This is a genomic window from Blastocatellia bacterium (assembly GCA_025055075.1).
Taxonomy (GTDB): Bacteria; Acidobacteriota; Blastocatellia; order HR10; family HR10; genus HR10.
Genome location: JANWYV010000029.1, coordinates 46,797 through 60,928 on the forward strand (window position 1 = coordinate 46,797; position 14,132 = coordinate 60,928).

9 protein-coding genes are annotated in these 14,132 nt (G+C 59.5%); 5 read left to right on the plus strand and 4 right to left on the minus strand.

The annotated features are described in order from the left end of the window. Positions 1-39: 39 nt before the first annotated feature. Positions 40-1,977, minus strand: coding sequence for a hypothetical protein (locus NZ746_07575; protein ID MCS6817224.1), 1,938 nt, complete (start codon positions 1,975-1,977; stop codon positions 40-42). Positions 1,978-1,999: 22 nt separating this feature from the next. Then, a complete protein-coding gene (locus NZ746_07580) occupies positions 2,000-3,274 on the minus strand; it encodes a Glu/Leu/Phe/Val dehydrogenase (GenBank protein ID MCS6817225.1) in 1,275 nt (424 codons plus the stop codon). A 92-nt stretch (positions 3,275-3,366) separates the two neighbouring features. On the opposite strand from NZ746_07580, the gene uvrA reads away from it, so the two are divergent. The 4 genes from uvrA to NZ746_07600 all read left to right on the plus strand — a co-directional run bounded on the left by uvrA (position 3,367) and on the right by NZ746_07600 (position 8,164). Beyond that, positions 3,367-6,207 (plus strand): excinuclease ABC subunit UvrA, encoded by a 2,841-nt coding sequence (gene uvrA, locus NZ746_07585; GenBank protein ID MCS6817226.1) that lies wholly within the window; start codon positions 3,367-3,369, stop codon positions 6,205-6,207. Between the two features lie 63 nt (positions 6,208-6,270). Beyond that, the gene (locus tag NZ746_07590) at positions 6,271-6,765 is read left to right on the plus strand and encodes a TlpA family protein disulfide reductase (protein ID MCS6817227.1); all 495 of its coding nucleotides are present in this window, start codon (positions 6,271-6,273) and stop codon (positions 6,763-6,765) included. Beyond that, positions 6,762-7,664 carry a phosphoribosylaminoimidazolesuccinocarboxamide synthase gene (locus NZ746_07595; protein MCS6817228.1) on the plus strand — a complete coding sequence of 301 codons (903 nt, stop codon included), beginning with the start codon at positions 6,762-6,764 and terminating at the stop codon, positions 7,662-7,664. The genes NZ746_07590 and NZ746_07595 overlap by 4 nt, the downstream gene beginning before the upstream one ends. Next, positions 7,661-8,164, plus strand: a complete 504-nt coding sequence (locus tag NZ746_07600; protein MCS6817229.1) for a CvpA family protein — start codon at positions 7,661-7,663, stop codon at positions 8,162-8,164. Before NZ746_07595 ends, NZ746_07600 begins: the two co-directional genes overlap by 4 nt. Before the next feature lie 329 nt (positions 8,165-8,493). Here NZ746_07600 and NZ746_07605 read toward each other — a convergent pair whose 3' ends face one another. Next, the gene (locus NZ746_07605) at positions 8,494-11,193 is read right to left on the minus strand and encodes an AAA domain-containing protein (protein ID MCS6817230.1); all 2,700 of its coding nucleotides are present in this window, start codon (positions 11,191-11,193) and stop codon (positions 8,494-8,496) included. Between the two features lie 176 nt (positions 11,194-11,369). Between NZ746_07605 and NZ746_07610 the strand changes: the two genes are divergently transcribed. After that, positions 11,370-12,248 carry a hypothetical protein gene (locus NZ746_07610; protein ID MCS6817231.1) on the plus strand — a complete coding sequence of 293 codons (879 nt, stop codon included), beginning with the start codon at positions 11,370-11,372 and terminating at the stop codon, positions 12,246-12,248. 59 nt (positions 12,249-12,307) lie between these two features. Here the strand turns inward: NZ746_07610 and NZ746_07615 are convergent, their stop codons facing one another. Next, positions 12,308-13,924 carry a sodium:solute symporter gene (locus NZ746_07615; GenBank protein ID MCS6817232.1) on the minus strand — a complete coding sequence of 539 codons (1,617 nt, stop codon included), beginning with the start codon at positions 13,922-13,924 and terminating at the stop codon, positions 12,308-12,310. Between the last annotated feature and the right edge of the window lie 208 nt (positions 13,925-14,132).

Genomic DNA, 14,132 nt, shown 5'->3' on the forward strand with positions numbered 1-14,132 from the left:
ATCTGTCCGCGAGCATCTTGCTCAAATCTCGCCAAAAAGTCAAGGGGAATTTTCTCGTTCGACGAGTTGCACCGAACGCCGCCCCACATAAATCCCCATCCCCCGCGAGCCGACGAAAATCCGCTCTCCATCATGAGGATCGAAAGCCCCGCCCCATGCCCGTGCTCCCACCGCCCCATCAATCCGCCGCCATGTTTCCCCACGATCCGAAGAGAGATAGACCGCTCCCGTGCGATAGTCCGTGATCAACATCCATCGCGGATCACGTGGATGAACGGCGATCGCCGCAACATCCGCATGAGGAAGTCCATGAGCACACCGCTCCCAACTCCTTCCTCCATCGCGAGAACGATAGAGACCGAACGATGTCCCAATGAAGAGAAGGTCGGAATCGCTCGGATGTTCAAGAATCACATGAACTCTTCCCATGCGATCCGGTAATGCTCGCTCCGCCCATGAGCCCCCATCCTCGCTCACCCAAAGCCGCCCCTCACCCACAAGCCATATCCTCCGACCAACGTGCAACGCTGCCAAGGATTGTCCCTCAACCGCGCGTATGAGCTCCCATCGTCCCCGCGACTCCTCATATCGAAGGAGCGCCTTCGAGGTGAGGGCCAAAAGCTTACCATCGCTCGCTTCAGCGATCTGCAGGACGCTTTCCGCCAAAGATGGCCCTTTCCGCCAACTCTCCCCGCGATCCTCCGAGAAGAAGATCCCCCCATCGGTCACCACGAAGAGTCGCCGCCCATCCCGTCGCGATTGAAGGATCGCCTTCACTCCCCCGAGAGGACGCACCCGCCAACTCTGTCCCCCGTCTTCGCTGAGGAAGAACCCCCCCTCAAGTCCCCCTTTCAGCACTCCGCAGTAGATGCGCTCGGGAATTTCCCGATCCGGAAGGACATCGGTGATCACCCAGCTCGAAAACCCACGATTCGCGGGACGGAATGTCATCCCCCCATCTTGGCTGAGCCAGACGCCTCCTTCCTCGGTCGCAATCAGCACCCGCGACGGTCGCTGCGGATGAAGGGCGATGTCTTGCACGGTCAACCTTCTATTTGTTATCAGACGCCATGTCGCCCCACCATCCCCCGTCCTCCATAATCCCTCCGTCGTCCCCGCGAAGAGCACATCCCTCTGACCTGCCAGCTTCGCCAATGCCAATACGCGCCGGCTTCGCGACGGCAGTCCCGTCATCCGCCGCCAACTTCGTCCCCCGTCCGTCGAACGATAGACCCCTGTGCACGCGCTCAACCACAGAAGGTTCGGATCCCGTTCGTCAATGAGGATGTTGAAGACTTCAGAATCGTCAATGATCCCTGTCTCTCGACTTCCCGCTCGCGTCCATGTTCGTCCCCCGTCGGTGGTCTTCCACGGCAAGTGCCATGTCCCCACATAGAGCGTTCGATCCGAGCGCGGATCAATGGCAACGGACTCCACGTTCCGAATCTCCGGATCCTCGGCCGGCGAGATGCGTCGCCATGACTCTCCCCGATCCTCGCTGCGAAAAACCCCATCCAATGCCGTGAAAATCAAAACACGGGGATCGCTCGGCGCTTGCGCCAAAGCTCGCACCGAATGCCCCTCGGTCCCGGGCAGCAATGCCCACGTCCGCCCACCATCGCGGCTCCGGTAAATCCCCCCTCCTCGTTCGGCGAGCACCTGCCACCCGGCTACATAGATGGTTTTCGAATCTTCAGCGTCCACGAGAATTCGAGAGACGCAGAATCCCGGGCGATGGAATCCAGTGAGCTTCGTCCAGCTCTCCCCCCCATCTTCGGAGAGATAGAGCTGCCCATCGCAAGTCCCGACGAAAACTCGATCCGGATGCCGCGGATCAACAGCCAGTCGCCGCGCCTCTCCCCCATAGGGCCCGATCAAATGCCATTGCCAGTCGCGTTCCACCTCCGCTTGCCCGCTCATCGCCATCCCCATCGCGAGCAGCCCCCCCATGATGCCCAGTGCGAGTCTCCGTCGCATCTCCCCTCCGCCGGCTCTGGAATCAGGCGTAGATCCCGCGCATGCGCACGTCATAGGCCACGCGATCAATCGCCAGCATGTACGCTGCCGTCCGCATGCTCACTCCGTAGCGCGTCGCATAGGCGAGCACATCGCGAAAGCTGTTGGTCATGACCTCCTTCAGCCGATGGTTCACAACCCGTTCGTTCCAGTAATAGCCCATTCGATTCTGCACCCACTCGAAATAGCTCACCGTCACCCCGCCGGCATTGGCCAAGATGTCCGGCAGCACGAAGATCCCTCGCTCTTGGAGAATCCGATCGGCCTGTGCCGTCGTCGGCCCGTTCGCCCCCTCGCAGAGGATCCGACACCGCAGGCGCTCGGCATTGCGCGAGGTGATCTGGTTCTCGACGGCCGCCGGAATCAAGATCTCACATTCCAGTTCCAACAACTCCGCATTGGTGATCGGCTCTGCATTCGGATACCCGCGGAAGCTCTTCTCCGAACGGTGGTATTCCAAGACCTCGGGAATGTTCAAGCCTTGAGCGTTGAAAATCCCCCCGTGCACGTCCGAGATGGCGATCACTGTGTATCCGGCTTCATGGAAGAGCCGGGCCGCCACCCCCCCCACATTGCCCGCTCCTTGAATGACAACTCGCGCCCCCTTGGGCGAGAGCCCCAGATGCCGAAAAGCTTCGTTGGCGACGATCAAAAGCCCGCGCCCGGTCGCCTCGCGCCGTCCCGCCGATCCCCCCAATCCGATCGGTTTGCCCGTCACCGAGGCTGTCACCACATGCCGCGCGTGCATCGAATAGGTGTCCATGATCCATGCCATGACCTGCTCGTCCGTGTTCAAATCCGGCGCCGGAACATCCCGCTCCGGTCCCAAGATATCCAGAAGCTGCGCCGTATACCGCCGCGTCAACCGCTCCAATTCCCCCCGCGATAATTCGGCCGGATTGCACACGACTCCTCCCTTTGCGCCCCCGAACGGGATGTTCACGACCGCACACTTCCACGTCATCCACGCCGCCAGCGCCCGAATCTCGTCCAGCGTCACATCGGGCGCGAAGCGAATCCCCCCTTTGGCCGGCCCTCGCGCGAAATTGTGCTGCACGCGATATCCGACGAACACTTCCAAATGCCCATCGTCCATGATCACGGGGATGTAAATGGTCACCTCCAAGCTCGGATATCGCATGAACGTGTACAGATCCGGTTCCAAACGAAGGAGCCGCGCCGCCTGATCGAAATGATAGAGCATCGAGTCAAGCGGATTCTCCTCCTTCACCTCCTCGACTCTCTCGAATTCCCTCATCGGTCCCTCCCTTGCGGTGAAACGTCATCCCTCTTCGCGCAAGATTTTAACACACTCGCTGGTCAAGACAATGCTCCGCCCTCGCGTTGCCCATGGACATGGGAGCGATCTATACTTTCTCGGTTATGGGCGAGCACACGACGCTCCTTGTGCGCGGCGCGCGCGTACACAATCTCAAGAACATCACCTGCGAGATCCCGCACGGGAGCCTCACCGTCATCACCGGTGTCTCCGGTTCGGGGAAATCGAGCTTGGCCTTCGACACGATCTACGCCGAAGGTCAACGCCGATACGTGGAGTCTCTTTCGGCCTACGCCCGTCAGTTCCTCGAACGCATGAGGAAACCGGACGTGGATGAGATCACGGGCCTCTGCCCGGCAATCGCCATCCAACAGAAACCCCTCAGCCGCAACCCGCGCTCCATCGTTGCCACGCAGACGGAGATCTACGACTATTTGCGATTGCTGTTCGCCCGCATCGGCCGCGTCTATTGCCTGACGTGCCAGAGCGAGGTCATTCGCCAAACTCCGGACACGATCGCCGATCACCTCTTACAACTGCCCGAAGGACTCCGCTTCTACGTCCTCTTCCCACTCTCCCGCAAAGTCGAAAACGGACGCTCCCGCCGCGAGGCGCTCTCGCCGAAGGCACGGTTGCTCGCCTTGCAGCAACGAGGGTTCACGCGCCTTTACGTGCATGGCCAGGTCGTGGAGATCACCGATCTCCAAACTCTTCCCGCTCTCGATGAGACGAGCGTCCTCGTGGATCGCCTCGTCCTCCGTCCCGATATCCGATCCCGCTTGATCGATTCGCTGGAACTCTGCTATCGCGAAGGCGATGGCGTCGCCGAGATTGTGCTCCTTAGCGATCCCCCGCAGAAACTCACCTTCACCGCGCATCTGACCTGCCCGCGCTGTCAAACTCGATATATCGAGCCCGAGCCGCAGCTCTTCAGCTTCAACAGCGCCCACGGCGCCTGTCCCAACTGCCAGGGCTTCGGGAATCTCATCGGGCTCGATCTGAATCTGGTCATCCCCGATCGCGAGCGCTCGCTGCAAGAGGGAGCCATCGAACCCTGGACGAAACCTCAATTCGAATGGGCGCAGGAGGAACTGCTCGCCTTCTGCCGCCGCATGAGAATCCCAACCGATGTCCCTTTCTCCCAACTCTCCCGAGAGCACCAACGCTGGATCATCCAAGGAAAAGGCGATTTCCCCGGTATCCGCGGCTTCTTCGAGTGGCTGGAGACGAAGAAGTACAAACTGCATGTGCGCGTCTTCCTGAGCAAATATCGTGGCTATACGACTTGCTCCTCCTGCAAAGGCACGCGCTTGAGACTCGAGGCCTTGGCCGTGCGCGTCGGTGGGAAGACGCTCCCGGAGATCTGCGCCATGAGCATCGGTGAATGCGCCGCCTTTTTCGCCTCGCTCACGCTCACCCCTCAAGAAGAGGCGATTGCTGGCCGGTTGTTGCAGGAGATCCGCCAGCGTCTCGCTTTCCTCGTGGATGTTGGTTTGGACTACCTGACACTCGATCGGCACACTTTCACCCTTTCTGGCGGCGAAGCCCAACGCATTCAATTGGCGACGAATCTCGGGGCCTCTTTGGTCGGCACCCTCTACGTCTTGGATGAGCCGAGCATCGGCCTGCATCCCCGCGACACGCAGCGCCTCATCCGCTTGCTCAAGCATTTGCGCGATCTCGGAAATACGGTGCTCGTCGTCGAGCACGATCGAGAGATGATCCTGGCCGCCGATCACATCATTGATCTGGGACCGGGCGCCGGCGAACATGGGGGTGAGGTCGTCTTCCAAGGGACGCCTGAAGAGTTGCTTCGCGCCCCCTCTTCGCTGACCGGGAAGTACCTGCGCGGAGAACTGAGCATCCCCATTCCCCCGCAGCGTCTCTCTCCGACTGGGCGTCGCCTCGCGATCCGCGGCGCACGCGCTCACAACCTCAAGGACATTGATGTGGACATCCCCTTGGAGATGATGGTCTGCATCACGGGCGTCTCCGGCTCCGGCAAATCGACCCTCGTCTACGATGTCCTCTACGCCAATCTCAAGAAGCAACGCGGAGAATGGAATCACCCCGTCGGCGCCGTCCGTCGGATCGAAGGCGGCGAATGGCTCGATGACGTCATCCTGGTGGACCAATCTCCGATCGGGCGCACGCCTCGTTCCAATCCGGCGACCTATTTGAAAGTCTTCGATGCTATCCGTGAACTCTTCGCCTCCACGCGCGAGGCTCAAATGCGCGGCCTTACCCCAGCGCACTTCTCCTTCAACGTGCCCGGCGGCCGCTGCGAAGCATGCGAGGGCAACGGCGTCGTGACCGTGGAGATGCAATTCCTGGCCGATGTCGAACTCGTCTGCGAGCAGTGTCAAGGGATGCGTTTTCAACCCGCTCTGCTAGAGATCCGCTACCGAGGGAAGTCCATCCACGAGGTCCTCAATATGACCGTTCGCGAAGCCCTTCACTTTTTCGCCGATGTGCCGAAGATCACGCGACGATTGGAGATCCTCGATCAAATCGGCCTCGGGTACATCCGCTTGGGACAGTCGGCGACGACCCTCTCCGGTGGCGAAGCCCAACGCCTCAAGCTCGCCGCCCACCTCGCCAAAGAGACCAGTGCCCGCACGCTCTATCTCTTCGATGAGCCGACGACCGGCCTTCACTTCGACGACATCCAAAAGTTGATTGCCGCCTTTCGCCGCTTGATCGCCGCTGGAGGCTCAGTCGTCATCATCGAGCATAATCTGGATGTCGTCAAATGCGCCGACTGGATCATCGATCTCGGCCCCGAAGGTGGAGAGCACGGCGGATACCTCGTCGCCCAAGGCCCCCCAGAAGAGATCATGCGCGTCCCCGAGTCCTACACGGGGCAATTTCTCGCGGCTCATCTTCGTCGCGAGGGGAAACTCCTTCGATGACGTCTCCTCCCTTTTCGGAAAATGCCCCGTGTGGTAAAGTACGTCTCTCAGGAGATGACGCCCATGAGAAAGATCTTCGCGCTCGCTCTGGTCGTCCTCGCCCTCTATGGGGCGCTCGCGCAGAAACGATCCTCTCTGTTTCAACTCTCCGCGCTCGATGGGCGGACAGTGGACTTGACGCGCTATCGCGGACAGGTCGTCGTCCTCTCCTTTGGCGCCACGTGGTGCCCGCCTTGCCGAGAGGAGCTGCCCGTCTTGCAAAAGATCGCCGATCAATACGCAGGACGCCCCGTCGCTTTCTTCTGGGTCAGCATTGACGATCCCGAGGTTTCTAACGATCAGCTTCGACAGTTCGTCGCTCGTCTTGGGGTGCGCCTGCCCGTGCTCCGCGATCCTGAGGCCCGCATCTTACAGGAGTTCAAGGCCGAGGGCGTCCCCGCCCTACTCGTCCTCGATCGCAACGGAGAGCCCGTCGGTGCTCCGCATGTGGGATTCGCTGACCCGGAGAACTACACGAACGAGTTGAGGAAGACGCTCGACGCGTTGCTCAAGCCATGAGCTTCCCATCTGTCGTCTGGGAGACGAATCTCACCGCTTATCCCCTTCTCCGACGGGGAAAAGTTCGCGATATCTACGCTGTCGGAGATGACCGCCTCCTGATCGTCACAACCGATCGCATCTCGGCCTTCGACGTCGTCCTGCCCGATGGGATCCCCGGCAAAGGAGCCGTTCTCACCCAACTCTCAGCGTTCTGGTTTCGACAACTAGCGTCTCTCACCCCCCATCACCTGATCACGACCGATGTCCAAGCGCTCGACGAACTCACGGAGACCGAACGCACCACACTTCGTTCTCGGAGCATGCTCGTGTATCGCGCGCATCCGATCCCGATCGAGTGCGTCGTGCGCGGGTATTTGGCCGGATCGGCGTGGAGAGAATATCAACAGTCGCGAACCGTCGGCGGACTCCGCTTGCCTCCGGGCTTCGTCGAAGGAGAGCGACTCCCGGAGCCAATCTTCACTCCCGCAATCAAGGCCACCGAGGGACACGACGTGAACATCTCCGAGGCTGAGATGGCTGATCGCATTGGAACTGAGTTGACTCATCGGCTGAAGGAGCTGAGCCTCGCTCTATATATGCGGGCCTCCGAGTACGCGCTCGCTCGAGGCCTCATCCTCGCTGATACGAAGTTCGAATTCGGTTGGCGAGATCAGACGCTTTTGTGGATCGACGAGGCGCTCACGCCAGATTCCTCCCGCTTTTGGGCTGCCGATCAGTACGCTCCCGGACGCCCGCAACCTTCCTTCGACAAGCAATTCCTCCGCGACTATTTGGAGTCCATCGGGTGGGACAAAAAGCCCCCAGCGCCTCATCTCCCCGAATCCATCATCACCCAAACGGCCCAGCGGTATTTGATGGCGTACCATCTTTTGACCGGCGAGGATTTGACGCCATGACGGTCGTGGACGCTATTGTCCTGTTCGCGATCGGTCTCTCGACGCTCAGAGGGCTCTCGCGGGGATTCGCGCGAAGCGTCGTCACAACGGCTGCTGCTATCGTGGGATTCTTCCTCGCTAGCTCTTCCTATCGCGGGATCGTTCCACTTGTCCGACCGCTCGTCGAATCGGAGACGATGGCGCATCTGCTCGCCTTCCTCAGCATGTACCTTGTGATGCTCCTCATCGGCTTTATGCTCGCGCGCGCACTTCACTCGAGCCTACGCCGCGCTCACCTGAGCTGGCTTGATCACGGGATGGGGGGGCTTTTCGGGCTCTTGCGCGGATGGATCCTGTGTTCGGTCGTTTATCTTGCCCTGAGCGTCTTCCCATGGCGTCTTGATCTGTTGCAAGAGGGCTTCACATCCCCCTATCTCGCGCGCGGCGCCGCCCTCATCAGCCGACTGGCCGCCCAACATTTCCCCCGCTTTCAACCCGTTCTCCCCGAGCTGAAAGAGTAAGGCGCTTCCAAGAGTACGGTGCTTCCGATATGCTCACCCCTGGGAACCTCCCCAGTCATTTCGCGACGCTACTCCTTGGAAGAATTGATGAGAGGAAAAGGCGTTCAACTGCCGCACTCAGACCCACCGCCCCCCTGCTCGCCTCGCTCGACAGTACGAGAACGAAGCCCCATTACCAATCTGCATCCGAACCCCGCGAACACAGGGATTCGGCCACTGAGGAATCAGCGAGAGAAAATTCGTTATCAGACGTAGATTGACCGCTCAACCGGATTCCAAGAACGACCCATTCGCCCCGGGTTTCCGAAAAGGCCCCCCAAATGGCCCCCTTATCCCCATGTGGAAGGTTGAGGCGAAGCCAGGCCCATAAGGCGATCAAAGAGCTGATCAAGAGTCAAAGGGAAAGCCATCCAGACTGAGATCCCGTGACGCCAGAGCGCGCGCTGGCGATCCCACAATTCCAACGCATCCAACGGAGTCAGATGCACGGCCTTCGTCCACGAACAGCACAACAGCCCCCAACGAGGGGGTTCTCGATCCTCCAGGAAATCCACTAAGTCCCCCCGATACCGGCATCCCATCCGATACCGAAGTCCCCGCCGCTCCAGCTCTAGAATAATCCGCTCAGTGAAAGGATCTCGTTCTACGTCCACAGCTCCGAGGACCATAGGCATTGCTTGAAAGAGCTGCTTGGTTAAGACCAATCGGCGTTCGAACTCAGGGCTGATCAAAATCAGAAGCTGTCGCCGTGCCCGCGTAATTGCAACATTGAACAGATTCGGGGACTCAATCCACTGACGGTGTTGATCCGTTGCATTGTCTCCGGCGACGGTGGCGAAGACCAAATAATCCACTTCACTGCCTTGGAACCGATGGGCGGTACCGATGATGAGTTGTTGCTCATCGCGCTTTTTCCGCAGTTGATCCAGGGCTTGATCATTCTGCAGCCGCTCCAATACGTTGTCCACGAACGCTCGATATGGCGCGACGAGTCCCAACGATTGCTCGGGATATCGTTCCGCCCATTCGACCAAGATGGCCAATGCCTCCTGCATCTGCGCCTGATTGGTGAGGCTGCGCGTCACGCCATGCGTCCGATGCGGGCCAGTCACTCGCCGCACCAAGATCGGCTGCGACTCTTGCTCAACGGTGTGAATCCGCAATCGGCCACCATAAAAGGTTTCGTTGGCGAAAGCGATGATCGGTGGCGGGCATCGGAAATGATCGGCCAGCCAGAAGGTCTCTCCATCCAAGAGCTGGTGCATGAGCGCGAAAGCGGAAACGCCGAAAGACGCCTCGATCCGCTTTCCCCCGACCGAGCGAAGATGCGGTACCGATGCGATCCGTTTCCATCGTTCGCGCGTCACGTGATCGAGCTGCTTCGGATCCCCCACGATGACGGCTCGCCGAGCCCGATACAGCAGTGGTAGCAACGAAGCCGGATCACACGAAGAGGCTTCATCTACGATGAGGGTGTCGAAGAGGCCTGGCGAAAGTGGAAGGTTCTGTCCGATCGAGAGCGTAGTGACAGCAACCGGGAACCCGAATTGGACCACTTTCTCAAAGGCCCGCAATCGCTCTCGCGGGTCGGTCATCGCTGTCATCAGCTCCCGGAGCATCGGTCCCCCACGGTCGAACATTTCTTCAAGACGCCTCCGTAGAGCGAGCGTTCGCGCCTGTCGCGCGGCCGGGAGCACACGCCGATCCAGCTCGTCAAAGATTCGGATTATCTCCTCCCACGCCTCACTCAGCTCGCGCACGCGCCGTTCCCCATTTTGGAGCCACCAGCGGATACGCCACCACAGGCGCGTCCACCAATCGCCTTCTGGTCCCATGCCGAGCGTCTGCAGCCGATGCGCTTGACCGTTGAGCCGATGGCATAAGCGAGCGATTCGCTCGCCATAGGACCGCAGGTCTTCACTCGCTCGATGAACGAGCCGCCCATCCGCTGTAGAGGAGCACGCGCGATCTTTCGAAAGCGAAGCGAACAGCTCACCTTCCGCCTCCCAGTGCGAGCGTCCGGTCAATTCTCCTAACGTCTCGACAAGTTGCGTCCGCATGTGCTCGTTACCCGTGCGCAGAATGCCGCCCTTCCCGATCAAGCGCTCGGTCAATTCCACCGCGGCATCCACGGCTCGATTCACGCGACTGGCCAAAAGCACCGATCGGCCAGCGAGCAAATGATGGATGATGAGCCCCACGATCAGGCGCGTTTTCCCGGTGCCGGGCGGACCGGTGATCACCGTCAACGGATAACGCGTCGCCGCCGCGAGTGCGATCGCCTGACTCAACGTCGGACAGATAGGATTGGCCAACGCCGACAGCACATCATCGAAATCCGGATGGCCGGCCGCTGGCGGTCGCAGTAAAAACGAAAGCGCCGTGTTTGAAACCGTTGATCGGCGCAATCCCTCTAGTTCCTCAAGGAGCGCACGATCATACGAAGGTTGACCAACGACCCAAAACCCCGCGCACTGAACGATGGCCGGCGGCACGATGTCCGAGTATTCCGTCGCCGTCGAGATCGGAAGCTCGTGCCGCTGAAGAAGCTCCCGTAGCGTGCGTTCCAAGGCCAGCGGACTTTGGCGCGCGGCCTCTTCAATCGCTGCCCGCACGGCGGCGAGATCCTCCGCACTGATTTCCTCTCCCAAAGGACGTCCGATGAAGAGATCAGCGGGATCCACACGCTTTCCCTGCGCATCGTGAAAACAATATACCCCTCCAACGGGCTCCCACCGCCGCTCACCATCTTCCCCATCGCGAAGTGCAGCCAAGTAAGGAGCGAACAGCAACACCGCCCCTTCCTGACGCTCCACCTGCCGAAATCCTTTTTGAGCAGCCGGCGTCGAAAGCATCTCTTCCCATGTCTCCGCAAGGCTGGCAACCGGATAAAATCGCGGCTCCCTCCGCTGCGTGCCGAAGAACTCGCGATCACTGAGGCTCGCTTCCCCTTGTCGCTCCAAAGCCAAAGACCGACGATAATATTCCACGAGATCGGCTATGGATGAACGCTCTATCGTTTCCCCCATCATTCCCCTCCTTCTCACGCGGCCCCGCGGCTCGGGCGCGGCCATCAGCTCACCGTTTCTGTCTTCGCTGACGAAATTCCTGACGGTGCGGCCATTATTCTAGCACGACGTGGAGCCGGTCGACTGGATGGGTCATTGACAAACCCTATGGGGCGGAGCATAATGCCGAGCGAGGGATGAAGTGGCGCCCCGGTTCAGCGCTGGCGTTCAACGCACGGCGTCGAGCGGGAGATCTGCGCGACGCAGGAGATCGCGCGTCGAGAGTTATTCTCCTGCTGGTCTATATTGTCAGAGCGCTGCTGCTTGTTCCATCGTCATTCGCCCAGGCTGTTGGAGCCGATCCTCAAACGACTGGGAAGGACCATCGCCCCTCATCAACAAGGAGCGGCGGATGGGTTGTCGCGGCTTATCTCGGGAGCGCGCGCACGGCATCTTCTGCCTTGAGGATCTCCCAACCGGCGCTGAACACCGACTTGATCTTCGAGGGCGTTCGCTTCTATGGCCGTTCGTTCGATCCACCACTCTACTACGGCGTCCGCGGAGGCTATTTCATCCCGAAGCTCTCTTTTCTCGGCATCGAAGCGGAATTCATCCACATGAAGGTTTACTCCGATCCCCGACAACGAGTTCGTGCAATGGGCATTTATCGCGGTGTTTTGCTTGAGCGAGAACTCACCTTGGGTGAGATCGTCCAGAACTATTCGATCTCACATGGCGCGAATTTACTGCTCTTCAACCTGGCGGCACGGTGGTGCATTCGCCCGAGTCGGGATGATCGTCGAAGCCGCGTGATCTTAGCGACCCGATTTGGCGTTGGTCCGACGATCCCTCATACCGAGAGCACGATTGAGGGCAAGCAACAGGAACAATACGAATGGGGGCGCGCTGCATGGCAATGGGCAGCCGGCGCGGAATTACGTCTGTGGCGTGGCCTCTACATACTGGGGGAATACAAATTCACACGCACGCGCCAGCGAGGCACGATTTTCGCCGGCTTCGCTCAGTCGCTCCTTCGCTCGCACCATGGGGTCTTCGGCCTGAGCTATCACTTCTGAAGTCCCCCGAGTGAGACCGCAGTTCCCCAATTCCCCTCGAGAAAAATCCTCCCGTGGGATCATCCTGGTTTCACGAGCGCTTCGATGAGAAGCGAGGCAGCGATCATCCCCATGAAGGCGAGAAGAAGCGGCAGACTCCAACGGATGACCAGTTGACGGGAGAGGGGGTACTGATGCCTTCCAAGTTGTTCCGGCGCGAACGTGCTGACCGACGCCTTGAAGGGTAAGCTCACTGCGTAGCCGATAGTGAACGCGACGAAGCAACCGATAGCATTCCACCAAAGCCAGGAGACAGAAGGAAAGAAGCCCCACAGAATGACGTTCATGGCAACGCCTGCCGCAAGGCCAGAGATCGCGCCAATTTGATTGGCTCGCCGCGTCCACAGACCAAGTAAAAAGATAGCCAGTGTCGGCCCATAAAAGACCGAGCCAATCATGTTGATCAGCTCGATCACGGTCGCTTCCGCCCGACTCATCCAAAACCCGCTGGCTGTGCAGAAGACCCCCCAGAAGACGGTACACAACCGAGACCACGCGAGGGATTGGTGTTCGCTCAGATGATCCAGTTTCCCCCCTCTCCCGATGAAATCCCTCATCGTCACGGCGCTCATCGAATTGAGCGCCGAATCTAAGCTGGACATGGCCGCGGCGAAAATGCCAGCCATCACCAACCCCGTGATCCCAGGGGGGAGATACTCGACCATGAAAAGGGGCACTAAATAGTCAGGATGCTCAGCAGGGATCATCCCGGCGAAGTCCGGACGCTGGATCAGGAAAGCGGCCAACAACACGCCGAACGAGCAGTAGAGCAGCACGAGTGGAAATCGCAGCAATCCGTTCAACAACAATGCTCGCTGCGCCCCCTTCACAGTTTCGGAGGTGAGCAATCGTTGCGCCTGACTTTGATCGCATCCGTAGTACGAGAGGTAAAGGAACACGCCGCCGATGAGCATGGGCCAAAAGGAGAAGGTCTGGCCATCGCCGAATCCGTGATTTTTGAAATCGAGCGTCTGAAGCCTTTCGGGACTGATCAAGGCGATCGTCTCGCGCGCGTCTCCCATAAGCTGCAACGTACTGATGATGCCGGCAATCGTCCCCAAGGCGAGAATGAAGAGTTGCAGCACATCCGAGTAGATGTCCGCCTTGATGCCACCGACCGTCGTGTAGAGCACCGTGATCGCTCCAACAAGCAGCAGCATTTCAGCAAGTGGCAATTCGAGACAAACCGCCAGCACGATCGAGACGGCGTATAAACTCACCCCGGTGCTCAACCCCCGGCTGATCAGAAAAATCAGACTGAGCGCCGATCGAGTCGTCGGTCCGAAGCGTCGCGCGATATATTCGTAGATCGTGATGATCCGCAGGCGGTGAAAGACCGGGACGAAAAAGATGATCAAGCCGATCATCGCGAGCGGTACCGCAAATTCGTACTGCAGCCAGCGCAAGCCTCCCCCGGGCTTAAGAGCCACGAAGGCCGGAGCTCCGATCAAACTCACCGCGCTCACCTGCGTCGCCATGATCGAACCGGCGATCGCCCAAGAAGAGACTTTGCGCCCGCCCAGAAAATAATCCACGGGCGAACGCTGGCCCCGCGCCAAGAGGAAACTCATGGCGACAATGGTCACCAAATAGGCTCCCAAGATGAACCAATCGAGTCCCGTCATGGTGCGTCTCACGCTATCTCGAAACGCGAACGCTCAGAAGCTGCAAGATCGCACGGAGACATAGCGGAACGGGTATCGCCCCGGGTCCCACATGCGGCGCTCGCACTTTTTCCAGTTCTCCACAAAGATCGAGTTTAGCTGACATCCGAGGATTCGTGCCAAATCAGACGCGAAGCAACCTGGTTCTCCCTTCGCCATTTTTCTTTGACGTCCTCTGGAG